The sequence below is a fragment of the Achromobacter seleniivolatilans genome, from assembly GCF_030864005.1.
Classification (GTDB): domain Bacteria; phylum Pseudomonadota; class Gammaproteobacteria; order Burkholderiales; family Burkholderiaceae_B; genus Achromobacter; species Achromobacter seleniivolatilans.
The window spans coordinates 1,723,138-1,745,443 of record NZ_CP132976.1 but is presented as its reverse complement, the minus strand read 5'-3'; the positions used below and the strand labels follow the sequence as shown (position 1 = coordinate 1,745,443).

18 protein-coding genes are annotated in these 22,306 nt (G+C 61.2%); 7 read left to right on the top strand and 11 right to left on the bottom strand.

Features of this window, described 5'->3' with window-relative positions; genetic code table 11:
• Positions 1-34: 34 nt before the first annotated feature.
• The 7 genes from RAS12_RS07745 to RAS12_RS07715 all read right to left on the bottom strand — a co-directional run bounded on the left by RAS12_RS07745 (position 35) and on the right by RAS12_RS07715 (position 7,323).
• The gene (locus RAS12_RS07745; RefSeq protein WP_306946928.1) at positions 35-1,171 is read right to left on the bottom strand and encodes a lactonase family protein; all 1,137 of its coding nucleotides are present in this window, start codon (positions 1,169-1,171) and stop codon (positions 35-37) included.
• Positions 1,168-1,980, bottom strand: a complete 813-nt coding sequence (locus RAS12_RS07740) for an ATP-binding cassette domain-containing protein (protein WP_306946926.1) — start codon at positions 1,978-1,980, stop codon at positions 1,168-1,170. Before RAS12_RS07740 ends, RAS12_RS07745 begins: the two co-directional genes overlap by 4 nt.
• Complete coding sequence (locus RAS12_RS07735) at positions 1,977-2,975, bottom strand: ABC transporter ATP-binding protein (RefSeq protein WP_306946924.1); 999 nt, start codon at positions 2,973-2,975, stop codon at positions 1,977-1,979. Before RAS12_RS07735 ends, RAS12_RS07740 begins: the two co-directional genes overlap by 4 nt.
• Positions 2,976-2,978: 3 nt before the next feature.
• Positions 2,979-3,848, bottom strand: coding sequence for an ABC transporter permease (locus RAS12_RS07730; protein ID WP_306946922.1), 870 nt, complete (start codon positions 3,846-3,848; stop codon positions 2,979-2,981).
• Positions 3,845-4,762 carry an ABC transporter permease gene (locus RAS12_RS07725; protein WP_306946920.1) on the bottom strand — a complete coding sequence of 306 codons (918 nt, stop codon included), beginning with the start codon at positions 4,760-4,762 and terminating at the stop codon, positions 3,845-3,847. Before RAS12_RS07725 ends, RAS12_RS07730 begins: the two co-directional genes overlap by 4 nt.
• Positions 4,763-4,862: 100 nt before the next feature.
• Complete coding sequence (locus tag RAS12_RS07720) at positions 4,863-6,368, bottom strand: ABC transporter substrate-binding protein (protein ID WP_306946918.1); 1,506 nt, start codon at positions 6,366-6,368, stop codon at positions 4,863-4,865.
• Positions 6,369-6,588: 220 nt separating this feature from the next.
• Positions 6,589-7,323, bottom strand: a complete 735-nt coding sequence (locus tag RAS12_RS07715; protein WP_306946916.1) for a FadR/GntR family transcriptional regulator — start codon at positions 7,321-7,323, stop codon at positions 6,589-6,591.
• 328 nt (positions 7,324-7,651) lie between these two features.
• Here RAS12_RS07715 and RAS12_RS07710 point away from each other — a divergent pair, with 328 nt between their 5' ends.
• From RAS12_RS07710 to RAS12_RS07695, 4 genes are all read left to right on the top strand, one after another.
• Complete coding sequence (locus tag RAS12_RS07710) at positions 7,652-9,280, top strand: hypothetical protein (RefSeq protein ID WP_306946914.1); 1,629 nt, start codon at positions 7,652-7,654, stop codon at positions 9,278-9,280.
• Positions 9,281-9,634: 354 nt separating this feature from the next.
• Positions 9,635-11,056, top strand: coding sequence for a DUF1254 domain-containing protein (locus RAS12_RS07705; protein WP_306946912.1), 1,422 nt, complete (start codon positions 9,635-9,637; stop codon positions 11,054-11,056).
• Between the two features lie 358 nt (positions 11,057-11,414).
• Positions 11,415-11,765, top strand: coding sequence for a hypothetical protein (locus RAS12_RS07700; RefSeq protein WP_306946908.1), 351 nt, complete (start codon positions 11,415-11,417; stop codon positions 11,763-11,765).
• A gap of 111 nt (positions 11,766-11,876) precedes the next feature.
• Positions 11,877-12,491: an ABC transporter ATP-binding protein gene (locus RAS12_RS07695; protein WP_306946906.1), complete on the top strand. Its 615-nt coding sequence runs from the start codon at positions 11,877-11,879 to the stop codon at positions 12,489-12,491.
• Between the two features lie 11 nt (positions 12,492-12,502).
• Here the strand turns inward: RAS12_RS07695 and RAS12_RS07690 are convergent, their stop codons facing one another.
• A complete protein-coding gene (locus tag RAS12_RS07690; RefSeq protein WP_306946904.1) occupies positions 12,503-13,255 on the bottom strand; it encodes a hypothetical protein in 753 nt (250 codons plus the stop codon).
• 98 nt (positions 13,256-13,353) lie between these two features.
• Positions 13,354-15,414 carry a transcriptional regulator gene (locus RAS12_RS07685; RefSeq protein WP_371321253.1) on the bottom strand — a complete coding sequence of 687 codons (2,061 nt, stop codon included), beginning with the start codon at positions 15,412-15,414 and terminating at the stop codon, positions 13,354-13,356.
• Between the two features lie 125 nt (positions 15,415-15,539).
• Between RAS12_RS07685 and RAS12_RS07680 the strand changes: the two genes are divergently transcribed.
• Positions 15,540-16,388: a class I SAM-dependent methyltransferase gene (locus RAS12_RS07680; RefSeq protein ID WP_306946899.1), complete on the top strand. Its 849-nt coding sequence runs from the start codon at positions 15,540-15,542 to the stop codon at positions 16,386-16,388.
• A 328-nt stretch (positions 16,389-16,716) separates the two neighbouring features.
• Positions 16,717-18,630 (top strand): B12-binding domain-containing radical SAM protein, encoded by a 1,914-nt coding sequence (locus RAS12_RS07675; RefSeq protein WP_306946896.1) that lies wholly within the window; start codon positions 16,717-16,719, stop codon positions 18,628-18,630.
• Positions 18,631-18,666: 36 nt separating this feature from the next.
• On the opposite strand, the gene RAS12_RS07670 is transcribed toward RAS12_RS07675, so the two are convergent.
• Together RAS12_RS07670 and RAS12_RS07665 are read right to left on the bottom strand one after the other, a co-directional pair.
• Positions 18,667-19,164: a bleomycin resistance protein gene (locus tag RAS12_RS07670; protein ID WP_306946894.1), complete on the bottom strand. Its 498-nt coding sequence runs from the start codon at positions 19,162-19,164 to the stop codon at positions 18,667-18,669.
• 46 nt (positions 19,165-19,210) lie between these two features.
• On the bottom strand, positions 19,211-20,137 hold the full coding sequence (locus tag RAS12_RS07665) for a helix-turn-helix transcriptional regulator (protein ID WP_306946891.1): 927 nt from the start codon (positions 20,135-20,137) through the stop codon (positions 19,211-19,213).
• 105 nt (positions 20,138-20,242) lie between these two features.
• Here RAS12_RS07665 and RAS12_RS07660 point away from each other — a divergent pair, with 105 nt between their 5' ends.
• Positions 20,243-22,306, top strand: a complete 2,064-nt coding sequence (locus tag RAS12_RS07660) for a TonB-dependent receptor (RefSeq protein ID WP_306946889.1) — start codon at positions 20,243-20,245, stop codon at positions 22,304-22,306.

Below are 22,306 nucleotides of genomic sequence, written 5' to 3'. Positions count from 1 at the left end.
GGTCAGGTGGAACAGCGGCGAGGTGCGGCCCCGCTCAGTAGGATTGCCCCCGCATGGATGCGGGGTGGCCGGGCAGGGCAATACGTGTCCCGGTGTCGGACAGGCCGTTGTCTCCCACGGCCAGGACTTGCATTTGCGCGTCAAGAAAATTGCCCACGTATAGAAAGCGGCTGTCTGGGCTGAAGGCCACGCCTTCGGGCAGCGCGCCGACGTCGATCGCCCCGGCGCGGGTCACCCGCTGCCCATCGATGCGTAGCAGCACGATCTGGCCGCGCGGGTGATGGAACCATTCCGTAGACGGGTTGTTTGAGCCTTGAACAATGGCCACGGCGGCATACCGGCCATCGGGGCTGATGGCGATGCCTTCGGGGCCGTCTTCGACCATCACGCGGTCGATCACACGCGGCGGTGTGCTGGTCAGATCGACCACGCTGATGGAATCGGCATGGCCATCGGATGCCGTTGGGCTGCCCATGTCCACCACCAGCGCGAGTGAGCCATCTGGCGACACCACCAGATTGAAAGGCACCAGACCCGTGGTCAGGTCTTCAGCAGGGTTGTGCGTGACGCGTGGCGACGCGCCGGTTTCATCGATATGCAGCACGCCCAGCCGGTGCGTGTCGGTCTTGACGACAAAGGCGCGGCGGCCGTCCGTGGAAAACGACACGGCGACAACGGGCGTGCCTACATCTACCTCGCCGCACACCTCAACCCGGCCGTCAGCAATCTTCAACACCGACACTGACCGTCCTGCCTTGTTGGCAACGAGCGCCATGGTGCCCGCGCGGCTGATGGACAGGCCGGACGGCTGCAAACCCACTTGCAGCGTTTGCAGCACGGCAGGCGGTGTTGCGGCCAGATCAATCACGGTCACATCACGCCCCGGCGCGGGTTGCCAGCCTGCACCGTCCGCTCGCTCCGGCCACGCCATGGAGTCCGCGATCAGCGCCAGGCGCTGGTCCGGGGTGACGGCCAGATTGACGGGCGGGCCGAACAGAGAGTTGGCCAGCGGCAGTGTGGCCACCAGCACGGGCGCGGCCGGATTCGCGCCGGCATCAAAAATACTGAGTGTGTCGCGGCCCGGGGCCAGAAAGCGGATCTGGCCATCGTCCCAAGTGACTTTCTCGTCGTTGCCGACCAGCAGGTAGTGGGGGCAGTGTGGCGTATTCATGCGGCCAACTCCTGCTCTTGCGGTACGGCCAGAGTCGCGCCGATCAACTGGCGCGTGTACGGATGGGTAGGCGAAAAATACACTTGATCGGCCGAGCCGCGTTCGACGACGCGCCCGCCTTGCAGCACCACGATCTGGTCCGCAATGTGCTGCACTACGGCCAGGTTGTGGCTGATAAACAGATAACCCAAGCCGCGTTCGCGTTGCAGTTCCATCAACAGGTTCAGGATCTGAGCTTGAACCGAGACGTCCAGCGCGGAGGTCGGCTCATCGCAGATCAACAACTGCGGTTCCAGCATCAGGGCGCGAGCGATCGCCACACGCTGCCTCTGTCCACCCGACAGTTCACGCGGAAAGCGCGCCGCAAAGGCGGGAACCAATCCAACGGCGTCCATCATCCGGCGCACGGAAGCGGCCCGCGACTGGGCATCGCCGATGCCGTGAACGCGCAGCGGCGCCGTCAATATCTCGTTGATGGTGCGGCGCGGGTTCAAGGACGAATAGGGGTCTTGGAACACCATCTGAATGCGACGGGCGCGGGCCCGTGCCGGCATGGCGGTCAAAGGGCGGCCGTCCAGCAGCGCTTCGCCTTGGGTCGGTGCCAGCAGACCCAGCATCAGCTTGGCGATGGTGGACTTTCCGCTACCGGATTCGCCCACTAGCCCGATCGTCTGGCCGGCGGGCACATGCAGGTCGATGTCGTGCAGGATGCGCGGCGCGGGGCGGCGCGAGAACAGGCTGGCGCGGCCGTATTGGAATGACAGGGAGTTGAGGCTGATGCTGGCGGGGGTGGCGGGTTGAGCGTTCATGCCGGGGCTCCTGAGCGCATGGCGCCCGGTTTTACACAGAGGCAGCGGTGTTCGCCCTGCACCCGGGCGGCAAAGGGCTGCGCGCAGCGCGGTTCTGCCACCGGGCAACGTTCACGAAAGGCGCAGCCGATGATGGCGGTGTCCAGCGACGGTACGGCGCCCGCGATGGTGGGCAGGTCACTGCGGGGAGCGGTGCGCCCAGGTTGCGGAATGCAGTTCAGCAGCATGGCCGTGTAGGGGTGGCTGGGATGCGCCAATACGTCCCGCACGCTGCCGCCTTCGACGATGTCGCCGGCATACATCACGATGACGTGGTCGGCAATGCGCGCCACCAGTCCCATGTCGTGCGAGATGAACACCATCCCCAAACCAAATTCGGCCTGTATGTCGCGCAGCAGATCCAGAAGTTCGGCCTGCACCGTAACGTCCAGTGCAGTGGTGGGTTCATCGGCAATCAGCAGTTCCGGGCCGCACATCAGCGCCATGGCGATCATGACGCGTTGACGCAATCCGCCAGACAGTTCAAACGGATACTGGCGCATGCGCTCTTCTGGATTGCTGATGCCGACGCGGCGCAGCAGGTATTCAGCGCGCTCGGCGGCCTGGCGGCGGCTGACGCGCTTGTGCCGGCGCAGCACGTCGATCAACTGCGTGCCAATCTGAAACACCGGGTTCAAGGACGTCATCGGGTCCTGAAAGATCATGGCGATGCGCGCACCGCGCAACTGCGCCAGCTGGCGCGGCGTCAGCGTGGCCAGATCCTGTCCCGCGAATTCCAGCTTGGCCACGCGCCGCACGGCGGCCGCAGGCAGCAGATCCAGCAGCGCCAACGCGGTCAGCGATTTTCCGCAACCGGATTCGCCCACGATGCACAGCGTCTTGCCGCGTTCCAGCGTGAAGTCCACGGCGCGCACGACGTGTTTGGCGTGCGTGGCAGTGTGGATGTCGATATGCAGGTCTTGCACGCGCAGCAGGGGATGGCTGGTTGTCGTCATGGTTCAACCCCTTTTCAACTGAATGGCGCGCAGCGTTTCACCGGCGCGGTTCACGCACAGCACCAGCACGAACAGCACGATGCTGGGAATGACCACCAACGATGGCTGGAACAGCATGTTTTCCTTGCCCTCGGCAATCATCAGGCCCAGCGACGGCATGGGAGCAGGCACGCCCAGGCCCAGGAACGACAACGAGGCTTCCAGCGTGATCGCCATGGCGGCGTCCACCGTGCCGATGATGAGCAGGTTGCCGACCAGATTGGGCAGGATGTCGCGCCAGATGATTTGCAGATGGGTGCAGCCCTGCAAGCGTGAAGCCGTCACGAATTCCGCATTGCGCAGGCCTGCGGCCATGGTGCGTGCAACCAACGCATAGCGTTCCCATAGCAGCAGCCCAAGCACCAGCACCACGACCGTCAGCGATGCGCCCACGACCGACACCACGGCCAGCGCCACCAGAATGATGGGCAGCGCCAGCCGAGCGGTAATCAGGAAAGATACGGCCCGGTCCACCGCGCCGCCGAAATAGCCGGCGACGACGCCCAGCGTGGTCCCGATCAGCCCGCCCATCAAGGCAACGGACAAGCCGATCAAGGCTGACACGCGCACACCGTATAGCGCCCGGGCCAGCACATCGCGGCCCAACTGGTCGGTGCCCAAAATATGGTTCCAGTCGCCGCCTTCGCCCCAGACGGGTTCTTGCAGCCGCGCCAGCAAATCCTGCGAATACGGGTCGTGCGCAATCAGATAGGGCCCAAGCAGGCCAGCCAGCACCAGCAGCGCAAGCAGGATCAGGCCAGTGTTGCGGCCAGCGCGGGCCAAGCGGCCGCTGCGTGCCGCAGCGGGCAGGGGGGCAGAAATGATGGTGCTCATGTGGCAGCTCGCACGCGTGGGTCCAGCCAACCGTTGATCAGGTCCGCCAGCAGGGTCAGCGCGATATAGATCAGCGCAAAGATCAGGATCAATGCCTGCATGGTGGGAAAGTCGCCGCGCAGGATCGACGTCCAGGCCAGCAGGCCCGCGCCATTGATGGCAAAGACGGTTTCGATCACCACCGAGCCAGCCAGCAGCGTCCCCATCTGGGCCGCCGCCAGCGACACCAGCGGCCGCAAGGCATTGCGCAGCGCGTACTTCAGCACCACGCTGGCGCCGCCCAGCCCCATGGCGCGGGCCGTGCGGATGTAGTCGGTGGTCAGTACCGTTTCCATTTCGGATTTCATCAGCCGCAGCATGGCGGGCATGGCAAACAGCCCCAGCGCAACAACCGGCATCACGTAGTGCTTCCACGTGTCAAAGCCGGATGCCGGCAGCCATTGGTTGCGCACGCTAAAGACGATGATCAACAGAAACGCCAGGCAGAAGGGCGGCATGGCTTGCGCGCAGGCCGACAGCATCATGGTTGCGCGGTCGGCCAGTGAGCCTTTTTTCAATCCGGCCAGCACGCCCAGGGGTATCGCCAGCAACAGCGCAAACAGCATCGCCGCCAGCCCCAGCTTGGCGGTGGCGGGAAAGTGCTGCCCCAGCAGTTCGGCGACGGGGCGGCTGAAATACAGGCTGTCGCCAAAGTCGCCGCGCACAACGCCGGTCAGCCAGCGGCCGTACTGCACCAGAATCGGATCACCAAAGCCGTGCTGTTGCGACAGCCGGGCCGCGTCGGCCGCGCTGCCTTCGCCGGCAAGGCGGGCCGCCGGGTTGCCCGAGGCAAACACCAGCGAAAAACTGATGAGCGACACGAACACTACCAGCAGCGCGGATACCACTAAGCGGCGAAACAAAAATGCAATCATGGGTCAACCTTTGTCGGTAAGCACCGGCGCGCGTCACCCCGCTGGACGCCGAAGCGCCAGCCAGGCTAGGGACTTGCGCCGGCACGGCCGGCAAGCCGGATCAGTTCCAGGTGGCCTTGTAGAAGCGCGGGAATTCGTCGCCATCCACCGAGAAATTCAAGTCTTTGGCTTGCACGGCGTTAAGCGAGTGGTTCCACAACGGCACCCAGTACGCCTGCTCGGCGACGATCTTCTGCGCGGCGGCATAGTTCTTGGCGCGCAGCTCGCGATCGACGGACGTGTCGGCGGCTTCCAGGTACTTGATGACTTCGGGATTGCGCGCCTGATCATCGGGGCCGCCACGGAAGAAGTTGCTGGTCGACAGCGCGGCATCCGCAATGCCGTAAGAACCCCAGTTAGACGACAGCAGCGCAATCTTGCCTTCGCGCCAGTTGGTCATGGCGGTGCCGTACTGCTGCTCCACCAGATTCAGCTTGATGCCGGCCTGCGCCATCTGCGCGGCGGCCGCATCCAGAATGCTGCGCGGCGGCGCGGAGATCACCAGATCCAGCGTGATGCCGTTGGGATAACCGGCCTCGGCCAGCAGTTGTTTGGCGCGGGCGGGGTCGAATTTATAGGTCTGGACATCGGCCGCGCAGCCGAACTGGGCCGGGTTGCAAGCGGCGTTAATGACCTTGGACGCGCCGCCCACCAGCGCTTTGCGGATCGCTTCGCGGTCGATGGCGTAGTTGATGGCCTGGCGCACTTCCTGCTTGGCCAAGGGCGACTTGCCGTCATCGGCGCGCGGGTTCAGCGAGATATAGCTGATGCGCATGATGCTGCTGCTTTTGACGGTGACAGACGGCGTCTTTTCCATGCGCTTGGCCACGTCCGGCGGTACGCGCCAGATCCAGTCCAGTCCGCCCGACAGCAGCTCGGCGTACTGCGTGTTGGCGTCCGGCAGCACGCGCACCACCAGTTTCTTCACGGCAGGCTTGTTGCCGAAGTAGTCGTCAAAACGTTCGTACACATAACGGCTGCCCGGCTGGCTTTCCGCCAGACGATATGGGCCGGTGCCGATGGGCTTGGCGCCCATGTCCGACTGATTGGCTTCGTAGTACTTGCGCGGATAGATCGGCAGATTCTCCGACAGCATTTCCAGCGCCAGCGGATAGGGCGTCTTCATCGTGATGCGCACGGTGTCGTCACCCACTTTTTCCGCCTTGGCGATCCAGGCCACCTGATTCTGGAAGCGCGCCTTAAAGCCTTCGGAAGACACCAGATTGAGCGTGTACAGCACGTCGTCAATGGTCAGCACCGAACCGTCGTGAAACTTCACGTCGCGGCGGATGGGCAGTTCGATAGTGGTGTCGTCCACGAACTTATAGCCCGTGGCAATGGCCGGGCCGAACTCGCCCGTGTCCTGATTCTTTTGCAGCAACCCCGAGAAGACCATGCGCGCCAGCGCCAGGCCAGGACGGTCCGATTCCTTGTATGCGTCCAACGTGGCGGGCGCCGCGTCAAAGGCAATGTTGAGGGAGTTGTCAGCCTTATTGGCCTGGGCGGCGTGGGCGCCTAGCGCCAATAGCGCCGCGCTCACTAGCTTCACGGTACGGGTCAGCTGCATGTTTTCACCTTGATATGTTTTAAGTATTTGACGTACGAACTACAGGGTCTTGCGGGTCTTGTTGCCCTTCGTTGGGTGCTGCATTGATGCGATGCGGTGCGTTGCGGCAGGCAAGCCGCTCCCCTTGCCGCAGGCGGCGCAATGTGCGCCGGCGGTGCATGCACAGTCGGTAAGGGCGAGGGCCTGGAGTGCTTGGCCGGGGGGTTAGGCGTTAATCAAATCATCGGATCCCGACGTTGCCGAAGTCTTCCCGCAGACGCGCCAGAATGCCGACCAGATGGTCATGCATGGCGTGACGCGCGCGGATGGGATCGCGGTCGACAATGGCCGCAAGAATGCGTTCGTGTTCTTTCTGCGCTTCGCTCCACACCTTGGTCGTCACAAAGTGCTGTTCCAGGCGATGGAACACCGGGCTCAGCGTGCTCAGATGCCAGATATGCGAGATTGCCGCCGCCAACGCGGCATTACCGCAGGCCGCGCCAATCGCGCTGTGGAAGGCGCGGTCATGCACGCTGGGCGATTCGGTCAGCGACATGCCTTCGTGCGCCGCGCGAATCACCGCTATCTGCGCGGGTGACGCCTTTTGCGCCGCCAACGCAGCGCATTCAGGTTCGATCAGCAAGCGCGTTTCCAGCAGATCGAACGGGCCGATGTCGGTCGCTTCAACGCTGCTGTCCACGGCGGGCGCGGGTGCTGCGTCCTGATACTGGCCGTCTTCCCGTGGCTGGCAGACAAACACGCCGGTACCGACGCGCACATCCACATACCCCTCGATTTCCAGCGCGATCAGGGCTTCGCGCACCGATGCGCGGCTGACCTGCAACTGTTCCGCCAGTTCACGCTCGGCGGGCAATCTGCCGCCCGCCGGAAAGTCGCCAGCCTTGATGCGCGCGGCGATCTGGTCGGCAATCATGCGATAGAGGCGGGTGGAGGCTACGGCCTGTAGGGAAGTCATCGTTGCGGCGGGGTGAGTGTTCGGGGGGTAGAGCGTAATAGGTCTGGCGATGCCGTGTCTTGCGATTCGTCTGAATGAGCTTATGTTGCTATGGTGCCTGATGGTCCAGTGGTCAGGCCACTGGACGAAATGTACCGGAGTGCATGGGGATTGGGAATTAGGAGAAGGGGCTTTTTGGCGGTTTTCAGGGAAAACCACTAGCAGGGCAAATGCTGTTCAGGTTGCGGTTCAGCGTGGCGCCGTAATCCATGGCCGGTGTGTACAGCGCCAAGCGTGTCGCGTGATGCAATGTGTAGAATTGTGAAATATTTATACAAAAAGGTCAGGCATGGCGCTGTTCGGAAAGAAATTTAGCGTTGGTTCGTTGAAAGATGCCGTTGGGGCAGCTAAAGAAAAACTGGAAGAGGGCGCCAGTTCACTAAAGGATGTCGCAAGCTCCCTGGGTGGAAAAGCAGTCGATGCGTCGGCCAATGCCGTGACTGCGGTCCGCAATGTCGACTATGCCGAAGCCCAGCGTAAATCGAAGGCTGCTGCGATTGATTTGGCGAACGGCGCCAAGGACATGACAGCCAAGGTGGTGGACACCGTCCGCGAGTTTGATTTTGACGACGCTAAGACTTCCGCCGTGAACTTCTCGAAAGAGTCTGCCGGCAAACTGCACCAGTATTTTCGCAGTACCTTCGAAGTAGATAAGTCCACCTTTGACATGGTGCAGGACATACGTGGCCGCTTGCCCGCGCCTGCCAAGTCCATGGACGACATTTACGACCAGTGCCGCAACGAAGCCGTACGCCGTGCAATCGCCGCGTTCATGCTGGGTGGCATTCTGGATCAGCAAGCCCAAGCCAAATACGACAAGCTCACGGACGACTACGACTTCTACCGTAAAGACCGCTATGAGCACATGGGCAACTACGGCGGCATGAAGCCGGCCAGAGACACGCCAGACGGCACCGTGTTCGCCAATGGCTACAACCCTGATGAGCCTCTGGTTTACGAGCGCAGCAAGGGCACCACAGTCACCGTTGACCACATCACATCGCGCAAGGAGATCTTTGCCGACACACTGCTGAAAATTGGTCTGACCGACGAACAGTTCGGCGCGGTGGTGAATGATCCTGGCAACCTGAAATACATGCACCGCAGCATCAACAGCCAAAAGAACGACCAAGACGTCTACAGTTGGCTCGCTGAAAACAGCCGCCCGCACCCGACCGACGACGGCAAGCTTATCGCCACCATCGCAGGCACTAAGGCAGAACACATCATCGACAAGAAGGCTGTTGATGATGCCTATGCGGAAAGCAAAAAAGTCATTCGCGCTGGCCATATCCAAGCCGTGAAGGAAATATCCACGACCGTGGCATTGACCGGGGCAACCATGGCCGCCCAGCAAGTCGTAGGTTTAATTGTTGTTGAGACGATTGACGTATTCATGGATGAGCTCAAGCGCGTCAAACTCATATCCAGCGATGGCCTGGTCAACGAGCTTAAGGAAAGCAAAGAGCGGATCTCGGCAGCCTTGAGTGAACGCTTTGAAGAACGCCAGATCTGGGCGCGAGCCAAATCGCTGGGGATCGAAGCGGGTGTGGCAGGCGCGCTGAGTGTGATTCCTCAGATCTTGATCTCACTGATCTTGAAGATGCCTGCATTCGTATACGCCATTATTCGAGAGAGCACGTTGAGCGTCGTGCGCAGTGTGCGTGTGCTGGTGAGCAATGACCCCGACAAACTCGCGTCACTGCAGGTGATTATGTTGGGTACGGCTTCGGCAATTGCCGGGGTTTATGTGCAACGGGTTATTAGCCAAGGGATTGCTTCCGTTCCATTGCTTAACAAGTTCAATGCGCAGGTGTCGGGTATTTTGTCCGGAATGATGATCACGGCGATTCCGTTGGCGGCAATCTATACCTTTGACCAGAATAGGAAGGCATTGGTGTTGAAGCTGAAGGGGTAAGGGACTTCCGCGCAAAGTTGTAGTCTTTGCATAGTTTCGGGGCGGTTAGATGTGTCTTCCACGATTTAGCCGCCCCTTTGGCATCGAATGGCAAGCGCCAGGCGAGATTGCCCTCATATGATGCGAACCAGCTGCGCCACACCCGCGCTGCAGTCTGCGGCCACGCAAGGAAATGATGCGAGGCCGGTGGATACGGGTTTTCATCGAATTTGAAGGGTCAAATGCTTCACCTATGCGTTGTCGCTACCTATGCTGCCTCCCACGGGAGTACGAACGAACGGGCCGAATACCGGCGTCACGATGCAATTCTGATTTCAGCAGCGTGTCCGGCTATTGGCTACTGAGGGGGAGCATATGAAAATCACTCGTCGTTCTGTATTAATCGGTGGAACTGGCCTGTTTGCCAGCATGGCAATGGCTCGCCCGGCGCTCGCCGAGCCAGGTGCGTTGTCGGGCTTGGCAGCAAGCTCCGGGGATGTTGATCTGGCGATCAATGCCTACATATTCGGATACCCGTTGGTGACGATGGAAATGACCCGTCGCATTATCACCAACGTTGCCGAGCCGGGCGAAATTCGTGCTCCTATGGGACACATCATCAAAGCCCGCAGCTATCCCGACGCATCATTCAGAGATGTCACGGCGCCGAACGCCGATACGCTCTATACAAATGCCTTCTTTGACGTTGGGGATGAGCCTTGGATACTCAGCATCCCCGACATGAATGGCCGTTATTCCCTGATGCCGATGCTTGATGGCTGGACGACGGTGTTCGAAGTTCCGGGCAAGCGCACGACCGGCACCGGGGCGCAGACCTATGCAATTACCGGCCCGGGCTGGAAAGGCACTCTGCCAGAGGGCGTGACGCAGTACAAATCACCCACCAGTATCGTCTGGCTGCTTGGCCGGATTTATTGCTCGGGTACGCCGGAAGACTACGCTGCGGTTCACAAATTGCAGGACGAATTCAAGCTCGTCCCTTTAAGTGCTTATGGCAAGCCGTACACGCCGCCGCCAGGCAAGGTCGATCCGTCCTTTGATATGGTCACAGCAGTGCGTGATCAGGTTAATCAAATGGATGCCGTGTCTTACTTCACGCTGCTTTGTGAACTGATGAAGACGAACTCGCCGTCGAGCGCGGATGCGGCGCACGTCGCGAGATTCGAGCGCATTGGCATCGTTCCTGGCAAAGATTTTGACCCACGCAAACTTAAAGCGGATGTTGCCAGTCGCATTCCGAAGACTGCGGTCGACAGGATTATGCAGCACTATACGACCCTCAAGGTTGAGGGCGGGTGGTCGTTCACGACCAAAACGGGAATCTACGGCACTGACTACTTGATGCGGGCCCTTATAACCGCTATCGGGCTCGGCGCCAACCGTCCGCAGGATGCAATCTATCCGATCTCGAAAGTGGATGCAGAGGCGCGCCCCTACAACGGGTCGAACAAGTACGTCATGCGCTTCCCGAAAGGGCATTTGCCTCCGGTAGAGGGGTTCTGGTCGTTGACGATGTATGACGATGGATACTTCTTCGTAAACAATCCGCTGAACCGATATTCGATCAGTCCACGCCAAAATTTGCAGATTAATTCAGACGGATCTACCGATCTCTATATACAGAAAGATTCGCCTGGCAAGGATAAAGAATCGAATTGGCTACCCGCCCCGCCGGGAGAGTTTATTTTGATGCTGAGAACGTATTGGCCGAGCGAGGCAGACCCGTCCATCATCAAGGGCACATGGGCTATTCCAGCTGTCCGCAAGGTCAGTTAAGTGTCATCCAACAAAATTTAAGGGCATCGACCTGCGCGCTGTCTGCTCGCGAGGCAATTTCATCCAAAGGGCTGTTCATTACATGACGGCATTCGAGGCCACCGAATAGGGCTGCGGCGATACACTTTTTGACACTTAATCCGTCCCCGCTATTACTAACTATTTCTGTAGAATGCGCGGAAACTGACAACCAGCTGTTGAATTGGGTTGCGTTTGTCAGGCGGGTGCTGGGTGGAAAGGGCGCGGGCTGCCCGCCGCGCTGGCCAATTCCCTCAATTTGAATAGCGAGAGTCCAGTGTCCTTATCGCGTCTAGGTGTTATTGCCGCAGCGTCCTTATTGATGTCTGGTTGCGTGTCGATGAACCAAGCAGCCAAATTGTCTCCGGAGCTTCAATCGGCCCTGGATACTCCCTTGTATTGCACGGGCGAGTCCGAGTGCAAACTGATGTGGGAACGCGCCATTTTCTATATCTCGACCACGTCGAGATGGCAGTTGCGGGTGCAGACCAATAATTTGATTGAGACCGAGGGCGTGCCTGCCAATTATTACGCCTTGGCGTACAGCGTGGCCCGGGAGCCGATGGGTGAAGGACGTTACCGCCTTGCGTCCCAGACCTGGTGCGGCTTGAAGGGGTTCCAGTGCCGCCCGCACGCTGACGAAGGCCTTGCGCGTTTGAAGTACTACATCCGCACCGGTCAGAAATCCTAACGCCGGACGGCTCGGCGCCGCTGATGCTCAGGGCGCCAGCCGCTTCTTCTTCTTCTTCTTCTTCTCCCCCGCAATATGGCTACGCGCTGCCTTCGTGCGTAGAATTCCGGCATGCTACGCATCGACAATCTCAGCAAGCGCTATGGCGACCATGATGTATTCCAGGGACTGACTCATACGTTCTCCCCGGAATGCGTGGCGCTATGTGAAGAAGACAGTACCGGCAAATCCAGTTTGCTGGGCATTATCGCGGGCGCGATCGCACCCGATAGCGGAGACGTGTGGATTGACGGGCATTCCCTGATCCACGCGCCGCGGCAAGCCAAATCCCGCTTGGCCTATGTGCCTGCCAATTGCTTGCAGTTCCCGACGCTGACGGGGCGCGCGCTACTCGAACAAGTGGCATTGGAAAAAAACACGGCCGTAGATGATGCGGTGCTGGATCTGGCATACCGTCTGGGGCTGGAACCACATTTGGACAAGCGCTTTGAGCAGATGTCGACGGGTTCGCGACGCAAAGTCTTTCTGACCGCCGCGGCTTTGGGTGACCCGGCTGTTGTTATTGCGGATGGCCCAAGCGATGGGCTGGACGCGCAGGCTCGCGGCGTGCTGGCCGACGTGTTCCGGGGCTGGTCGCAGGACCGCGTCGTCTTGTTCGCCAGCCATGATCCCGAGCTGGTGCAGGCGTGCGGGGCACGATCCGTCAACGTGGGCGCGTTGCGCTGATTGCGCTGCGCTTATTTTTTTTCGGCAGTCTGGCTCCGCTGATTACTGGCGGCATACGGGCTCAGGTCCAGGCCAGCCTCTTGAAAGCGGCGTACCGTGTCGCTCAGAGCCTGTTTGCTCTGATTCGATTCGTGGGTTGCCTGAATGGACTGCGTGCAACGCGCTATGTCGCCGGGACAGCCGTGGCCGGCTGTTAGCAGGCTGGCGGCGAGCGACACGTTGATTGCCAATTGAGACACCCGAGCCTCAGTGGGCTGGCCTTGATAGAAGCTGGCAAACTGCGCCTTCAGTTTTGCAACAGCCTGTTTGCCAACCACGGTCGAGTCTTCGCAGGCGGAAAACGTGGGTGTTCCGGCGATCAGATCCATCCTGCCGCACACCAAGGCCAGCGACTTGCTTGCGGCAAAATCCTTGGGAAGCTCAGCGCGCACGGGTACAGACCCGGTGACGGTGAACGTGGCAATGCGCTTCTTGCCCGAGCTGTTTTGAATCGACGCGATCCCGCCTGACACCAGCATCGGCCGCTGTAATGTGGCGGGAAACGCGGCAGTCGGGCCGTTGGCGTATGTTGCGGCAACCCCTTGTGCGGGTGCCAGGGACAGGCCCAGCATTGCGCCGATGACGGTGTCGCCGCCTTCACTGAATGCGCTCAGTTCGTCGTTCAGGATGGCGGTCAATACCGCGGTTTCCGTGGCGCTTGGGGTGTAGGCGGCATGGGCAAGCGCGGGAAACAGAGCGCAAAGGAGCGCGCATATTGTCTTCATAGGTACGTCTTGACGGTGATTCAGCCCGCAAGGTTAACCTGCCTGGTGCGGCCCCTGGCGCGCTGCGGCCTGCGTACTCTTGGCAACCCGCGCAGACATCAACTAATCCCAATGCGTTTGGCTCCTTTTCTGAACAGCGCTTCTGCGTCCGGTGTCAGGCGGAAGGCCGCCAGGAGATCGGCGACGCGATAGGACGGGTGGGTCTTGTGGATTGCGGCGACAAAGGCAAGCGCCTCGTCGATTCTGCCCACAAGAGCAAGGCAGTGGGCGGCAATGGCCAGGATATGGACATGGGCATTGGGCCGCGCGGCCGCCTTGACCGCCCAATCAGCGGCTTCTTCGTGCTGGCCCAGACGCACCAGAGCGATGGCGCGGACCGCCAGCATGCCGAACAGCAGAGGATCGAAAGGGCTCAGATGGCGCGAGTAGTCTGACGATCCGATCGCCGCCTCTGCATCGCCCGATTGGCAGTTCACAAATCCAAGCGTGTAATGGCCTAGGGCAAAGTTCGGGCTCAGGTCCACAGCGCTTTGCAATTCGATCATGGACTGGTCCGGCTGGCCGCGCAGCCATAGCGCCCGGCCCATGGCCCAATGCGCGGCCGGGTCGCGGTTGTCGGCGATAAGACCTTGCCCTGCGGTTTCAAAAGCAAGGTCGATGGCCGGTTTTTGTTCGCTCCAGCACTGAAACGCGTTCTGCCAATGGGTAAAGGACAGGCCGGCATAGGCCCGCGAAAAGGTCGGGTCCAGCCGCACCGCCATTTCGAAGAAGTGGCGCGCCTGTTCATTGTCGGCGCGGTTAAAGCGGTACATGTGCCAAAGGCCGCGGTGATGGGCCTCCCAGGCATCCAAGGAGCTGGGCGGCTTCAGGATGGCCCGGTTGCGTTCGGCGGTTTCGATCTCGATCTCGATGGACGCGACGATGCGGTTGCCGATTTCGTCCAGAGCAAGAAAAGCGTCGTCCAGTGTGTGATCGAAGACATCTGCCCACACGATGCGGGCGGTTCTTGATTCGACGAGTTCAACGTCTACCGCTATGCGTTTAGCCTGACGGCGCAGCGATCCGCTGACCACATAGTCCACATTCAGCGTCCGGCCAGCTTCTTCCGGACCCACGCTGCGTTGGTCTAGCGCAAAGACGGTGCCCTGGGCAATCACAAACAGACTTCGCAACTTGGCCAGCCGGGTGATGATGTCGTAGGCCAGACCGTCCGCCAGCCCGCCTCGGACCCCAGCGTGGGCCGACCTGTCCACAAACGGCATGACCGCGATCGAGGCCCGGCAAACGTTGGTTCCTGCACCGTGGGACTGGCCGGGCAGCGAGGCCCGGGCGCCGGAAGTTTCAGCATTTCCTGGCGGGAGGGTCGCCTGCTGTGCCCGGATGTCCCGCCACTTGTCGCGCAGAGGCCGCCAGTCCAGCCCGTCGGCCTCGAAGGCGCGAACGGCCGCGGCCAGATGCTCTTCGCCTTCACGCCATTGGGCACGGGTTCCCAGTGCATGCAGCACCAGTTCGTGCGCGTGCCGGTCAAAAGGGGCAAGCTGCAACCACTTGTCCAAGCACGCGAAACGCTCCTGAGAGCCGGTTGGCAGCGTTGCCGCCAAATGCTCCAGCACGGCGGCGTGGCAGGCCCTTAAGCGCCGCCGCTGCGCAGTCAGCCAGTTGTTGAAGAGGGCGCTGCGATCAATCTCCAGTCCTTCCAGGAAGTCGCCGATAAACAGCGCCGACAGTGCGCGCAGGCGGTCTGTGTCCAGGGTGTCGATACCCTGCTGCATGGCCTGACCAATGTCGGTCACATCGACATAACAATCCCCCAGATCCAGCCTGACCGTGTCCTGCGCCGTCTCGATTCTGCGGCGGCCGGCATCATCCAGCAGCGTTCTTGCTTTGCTAAGGCACCAGCGGAGTTCTCCGCGAGGATCGTTCGGCACGTCCCACAGCAGCTCGCATAGATGCGCTCGGTTAAGCGCGTGCGGCGCCAGTGCCAGATAGGCAATCAGCGCGCGCAATTTGCGGGATGAAGGCTGGGGCACGACCGAACCGGCCCGGCTGATGGTCAACGGGCCAAGCATGCGCACCTGGACCGCGAGCTCGCCGCCGTGCAAGCCCGGGCGGGCAGATTCCACCGAAGATTCCACGCGCGCTACCACGCTTGCCTCCACGCCCGGTTCGTATCGTTGACGTTGAGGAGCAGGGCGCGTGAATCTCTTCGCGGGGCCAGATGCGATTCCTCGGCGCGCCGGTGAACCACCTCGACGCATTCACACCGTTTTAATGGAGACAGACCATGTCCATATCGACCGTTGCAACCAGTCCTGCGCAGGCAAGCGGCCAGCCAGACCTGGCCGCATTGAAGACACGCCAGCAAGGCACCTGGGCTTCCGGGGACTATGCCGTTGTTGGAACCACGCTGCAAATTGTTGGAGAACAGCTGTGCGAATCGCTTGATGTCCGTGCTGGCCAAAAGGTGCTTGATGTTGCCGCCGGCAACGGCAATGTGTCGCTGGCGGCGGCGCGCCGCTGCTGCGACGTTGTGGCGACCGACTACGTGCCCGCGCTGCTGGGACGGGCTCGGGAACGCGCAGCGGCGGAACGGTTGACGATAGAGTTTCAAGAGGCCGATGCCGAAGCGCTGCCATTCAAGGATGCGAGCTTTGATGCTGTCGTCTCGACGTTCGGCGTGATGTTCACGCCCGACCAGGACAAGGCGGCCGCTGAATTGATCCGCGTGTGCCGCCCAGGCGGCAAGATTGGACTGGCCAATTGGACGCCGGATAGTTTCATCGGCCATATTTTCAAGACGATAGGCAAACACCTGCCGCCGCCCGCTGGCGTCAAGTCGCCCGCTTTGTGGGGCACCCCCGCGCGTATCGAAGAAATGTTCGGGCCGCATGCGTCTTCGATCAAGACCGAAATCCGGCATTTCGTGTTCCGCTACCGTTCGCCCGAGCACTGGCTGCAAGTGTTCAAAACGTACTACGGCCCGCTGCTTAAGGCGTTTGGCGCGCTGGACCCGGCGGCGCAAGCCGTCCTGACCAGCGATATCTTGGCGCAGATTGACCGCTTTAATCGTTCCGGGGATGCCGGAGTGGTCGTGCCCAGTGAGTATCTTGAGATCGTCGTTACCCGCCGGTGACGGAGCGGTAGTCCAAGCCCCCCGGGAGTCTGGGCCGCCTGCGCAAACAGCGGACAGAAAGTGATCCATGGCGCAACACCTTCACGACCATCCGCTGACTGTGCGGGATGATCGATGTTAAGCAACCATACGTGGAGGTGGCGATGGAATACCGGCCATTGCCATAGCGGGATTCCACCCATCCGTGAAATCATACGCCCGCAGCGGCCCGCGGGCCCTGGGGACAGATCGCAATCTTGGGGATAAAAGGCAGCTGGAACGGGCCGCCATCGCCTTGCTGCCTATAATTGCGGCGATCCTTGCTTTGGCGGCAGCCTTGCCGTGCCTCATGTCCTCCTTGCCTTTACGTGTGCTGTCCGTCATTCCGCCGATGACGCAGCTGAATACTCCTTATCCGTCCACCGCCTACTTGACCGGCTTTTTGCGGTCTTGCGGGGTGACGTCGTTTCAGGAAGATCTGGCACTTGCGCTCGTGCTGCGGCTGCTGTCGGCTGATGGTTTGCGTGCCGTGGGGGAAAAGGTCGACGCGCTGCCGTTAAAGAAACATACGCCTGCCATCCAGGCTTTCGTGGCGATGCAGCCGCGCTATCTGGCCACCATTGAACCGGCAATCGCTTTCCTGCAAGGCCGTGACCCCACGCTGGCGCACCGTATTGTCAGCCGCAATTTCCTGCCCGAAGGGCCGCGCTTCAGTACGCTGGACGTGTACATGGACGAAGAGGGCGGTGATCCGCTGGGTTGGGCGTTTGGCGCGTTGGGGTTGCACGATCGCGCCAAGCATTTGGCGACCCTGTATCTGAATGATCTGGCCGACGTGCTGCGAGACGGCGTAGATTCGCGGTTCGAGTTCGTGCGTTATGCCGAATCGCTGGCTGGCAGCCAGCCTACGTTCGACCCCCTGGCCCAAGCGTTGGCGGCGCCTTTGAACCTGGTGGACGACACGCTGCGCGGCTTGACCCTGGAAGCGCTGGAGCGTCACACGCCCACGATGGTGTTGATTTCGGTGCCGTTTCCGGGCGCCGTTTATGCCGCCTTCCGTATTGCCCAGGCCATCAAAGCGCAAGATCCCAGCATCATCACGGTACTGGGCGGCGGTTTCGTCAACACCGAACTGCGTGAACTGAAAGACCCGCGCGTGTTCGATTATTTTGACTTTGTGACGCTGGATGCGGGCGAGCGGCCCTTGCTGGCGCTGCTGGACCATGTGCAAGGCAAGCGGTCACGCCAGCGTCTGGTGCGCACGTTCCTGCGTGATGCGGACACCGGCGCAGTGCGCTACGTGAACATGGTTGAACCCGACGTGGCATTTGCGGACGTGGGCACGCCGACTTGGGACGGCCTGCCGCTGGACCGCTACCTGTCGCTGCTGGACATGCTGAACCCGATGCACCGTCTATGGAGCGACGGACGCTGGAACAAGCTGACCGTGGCGCATGGCTGCTATTGGAAGAAATGCAGTTTCTGTGACGTCAGCCTGGACTATATCGGCCGCTACGAGGGCGCGTCCGCCACGGTGCTGGCAGACCGGATCGAAACCATTGTGCGCGAGACTGGGCAGACGGGATTTCACTTTGTGGACGAAGCCGCGCCGCCCAAGTCGCTCAAAGCGCTGGCAACCGAGCTGATCGACCGCAATGCGGGCATTTCCTGGTGGGGAAATATCCGCTTCGAAAAGACCTTCACGCCAGAATTGTGCGAACTGCTGGCCGATAGCGGCTGTATCGCGGTGTCTGGCGGGCTGGAAGTCGCGTCGGACCGGCTGCTGAATCTGATGAAAAAGGGCGTGTCGATCGACCAGGTGGCAAGGGTGACGCGCGCCTTCACTGATGCTGGCGTGCTGGTGCATGCGTACCTGATGTACGGCTTTCCCACGCAAACGGTGCAGGACACCGTGGACGCATTGGAGTACGTGCGGCAACTGTTTGAGAACGACTGCATTCAAAGCGGATTTTTCCACCGCTTTGCCTGTACGGTGCATTCACCGGTAGGAAAGAACCCGGAGGAATACGGCGTGACGCTACAGCCTCTGCCTGACGTCACGTTTGCCAAGAACGACATTGGTTTCCATGACCCGACGGGCGTCGATCATGACGCCTTGGGCAAGGGGCTGAAGAAAGCCATCTACAACTACATGCACGGCATCGGCCTGGAAGAAGACGTGCGCAGCTGGTTTCCGTTCAAGGTGCCGCGCACGACCGTGGCGCGCAACCGCATCAGCCGTGCGCTGACGCAACGCGGGTAGCGCGGGGCAGGGCCGCCGATGACTCGGCGCAACCGGCTATGCAAGATCGGCGGCAAATCTCAACAGATAGCCGTCTGGATCTTGCACCAGGAATTCCTTGCATAAGGACCAGCCCGATCCCACTCGGTAGCGCTTTTCCTCGATGGGACGAAAAAGCGGCCAATTCGCGTTGGCCAAGGCCGTGGTTATAGATTCCACGCTGGGCACCTGCATCTGGAAATTGATGCCTCTTCCAAAGGGCCGTTCAAGCGGGCCGGTTTCCCAGCTATCGTTGATTTCGCACAGCATGATCTGCAACGGGCCGCGCTCAAGATAGGCGAAACCAGCCTCGCGCCGCGCATAGGCGATCTCGAACCCAAGTAGTTCGCACCAGAAGGCAAGACTGGCGTCCAGATTGGTGACATCCAGCTCGGGCACCATTGCGGCAAAGCCACCGGTGGGAGTTCTGCCTTCGGAGAGCGCGCTATTTCGTTCTTGTTGGTTGAGTTCTGACGTCTGCGTTGGTTGCGGATATTTCATGCCGTCTTTTCCCATTTTTGCGGTCGGCAAGATACTACAGGACGCAGCGGCATGCCTGTCCTTAGCCCCCGCGCTTGACCTGATTTGGCAGTACGTCGTGCATGCGTTTGAAGGCGCTGGAGAAATGGCTCATGTTGGTGTAGCCCAGCTTCACGCCTGCCTGCGACACGCTCAGGCCGTCGGTGGCAATCAGGTCCCAAGCGGCGCGCATGCGTTCTTGTTGATATAGCGCGTGTACGGGCAGGCCGAAGTGCTGCTTGAACGCCTGCTTCAATTTGAAGGTGTTCATGCCGCATTGGCGAGCCAGATCGGCGATGGAAGGCGGTTGCGCCAGATCGGCCAGGAGCAGATCGCGGGCATGACTCAGGCGTTCCTGGTCGCCACGGCGCACAGTAGATGGCGGGGTCAGCGCGCCTTCGGACCGGGCGGGGCCGCGCGTGCGCAACACCTGAATCAAAAACTCCAAGCTCTTGGCTTCACGCAGCAGGGGCGAACTGGCGACGCCCAGCAACGCGTGGTCCAGTTCTTGTGCCGCATGCAGCAGGCGCACGTCGCCCGGCTTGATCCACAGCCCTATGCCGCGTTCCAGGTCGCAGGCCATGGCGTCGCCGTCGTCGCCGGCGATCTGGCGGAGCAGGGCGGGGGACACCAGCAGGCCAACATGCGGCATCTCGCCTTGCATGTGGGTATGCCAAGGCTCCGCGGCTAAAGTGCCGCACAGCAAATGGCGTTCTTGCAAGGGGAGCTTGTGGCCGTCCACGGCGACATCCATGCCGCCCTTGGGCCAGATTGACAGCAGCAGCCGCCGGTCCGAATCGCAGATCATGCAATGAACGGGCTGGTCGTAGCGGCTGTGGCTGGCAAAGGCGGTGAGACCGTGGCGGGTCTGGTAGACCGCGCTGGGTTGAGGCACGGTGGGCCAGAGCTCGGGCCGGGCATGGGGATCGTCGGGCACGTGCCCGGCAAGGTCGACTAACGGCAGGCCCATGGCAAATGCTCCCGATCCGGGCAGGAATACTGCCGATGCGGGCAGTAATTGTTAATGAGAATCGATATTGTATAGGGGATTTCTTCCGACTCCTTGTGCGATCTCATGCCTCTTCCTACCCGTACCTCTCTGGCCTTAAGCCTGTCCCTGGCGCTGGCCGCGCCGATGTCCTTGCGTGCCGCCGAACCACCTGCCAGCGGCCAGGCGGCGCCGGATGCCGACGCCGTCAAGCTGGCGCCCGTGGTCGTAACCGCCACCAAACAGGGCACGGCTGAACAGGTGACGCCCGCAAGCGTCACCGTCATCGACGGGTTGGCCGTTGAACGCGACGGGCTGGACGGCCTGTTCGACGTGGCGTTCCGGTCGCCCAATGTGTACTTCACCAGCTTCACGCAGAACACGCCCAGCATCACGATTCGCGGACTGGGATTCTCCGATGACGAATCCGACAGCACCAGCACGAGCGCGCTGATCGACGGCGTGCCCATGACGATCACCACATTGGGGCAGTTGTTCGATCTCGAACAGATTGAAGTGCTGCGCGGTCCGCAAAGCACGCTGTACGGCCAGAACAGCATGGGCGGACTGGTCGCGTTGCGCACCCGTGACCCGGGTTTTGAGTTCGGCGGCAATGCACAGCTGGAATACGCTACCGGCAACCGCCGCCGTGAAACGGCGGCGATGGATATTCCTTTGTCTGACCGCACTGCGATCCGTATCGCGGGCGGCGCGGAAAACGCAGACGGCTATATCAAGAACGACGCGCTGGACCGTGACAACACGGGAGGCTGGCGCAGCCGCTTTGGCCGGATCAAGTTCCTGCATGTGGACGACGCGGGCGGACAATGGCGGCTGGGCGTGCACGGCGTGAACACCAAGGGCGGTAACGACTTCTTCACGACCCGCAATCTGGCCGATGACCATCGTTCTGCCAATGGCGATGCCGGGCAGAATGACTTGTCCTACACGCTGGTGACGGGTTCGTATGACCGGGCGTTCGCCAACGGCAACCGTCTGGCGGTCAACTTGGGGGCAAGCCGCGTCGATTGGGATTACTGGCTGCCGGAATCCGTGTTTAACGGACCCAGCGGCTTTAACGCATCCACCGAGCAGTACAGCGGCGAAGCCCGTCTGTCGCACACACCCGCTGGGGACGTTGGGCTGGACTGGATGGGGGGTATCTACGCATCAAAGATCCGGCGCGATTCGCCCTATACATTCGAGATGCCCGGTGTCTTTAGCAGCGTGACGTCGGCCCGTATCAAGGGATCGACTGCGGCGATATTCGGTGAAATGGGCTGGCGCTTCAACCCCAGGTGGCGAGTGGCGGGAGCCTTGCGCGTAGAGCGCGACGAACGCCGCATGGATTGGAGCAGCACGCAAAGCAGCGGGCCGTATCGCTCAGTCGAGACACTGAACACCAAGACGCACGACACCGTGCTGCTGCCACGCCTGACGGTCGAATACCGCCCCGATGAACAGCAGTTTGCGTGGGCAACGGTGGCCCGAGGCTACAAGGCGTCGGGCTTTAACCAGTTTGCGACAGACCGCGCATCGGCGGCGGACGCTTATCAACCTGAATACGGCAACTACGCCGAGCTGGGCTACCGCTTGCAGGGTCAGGACGAATCCTGGAGCGTCGGCGCGGTCGGGTTCTATACCAAATTGCGCGATCAGCAAGTGGTGACGATCGGCAGTGGCGGACAGAGCCTTACGACCAATGCGGGCCGTTCCCACAATCTGGGGATGGAACTGACGGGCACGTGGCGCCCAGTTCGCTCGGTGGACCTGACGGCCTTTGTCGGTCTGGTCAAAGCCGTGTACGACGACTACAGCACGGGCGGCGTGGATTATGCCGGCCAGCAGTTCCCCAACACGCCGCGCCAAAGCTACGGTGTGACGGCGGCATGGCGCTTTGCGCCGGGTTGGGAAGCGGGGCTGGCCGTGCGCCATCAGGCATCGTCCAACCTGTATCCCACAACGACGATCAAGAACGACGCCTACACCTTGCTGGATGCGCAACTGACGTATCGCGTCGACCGCCACTGGACGGTGGGCGTCTACGGCAAGAACCTGACGGACCGCGTCTACTACACCCGTGCACTGAATGATCTGGTCGTGGCCGGTACCGGCCGCGTGGTGGGGCTGCGTGTGGGCCTGGACTTCTGA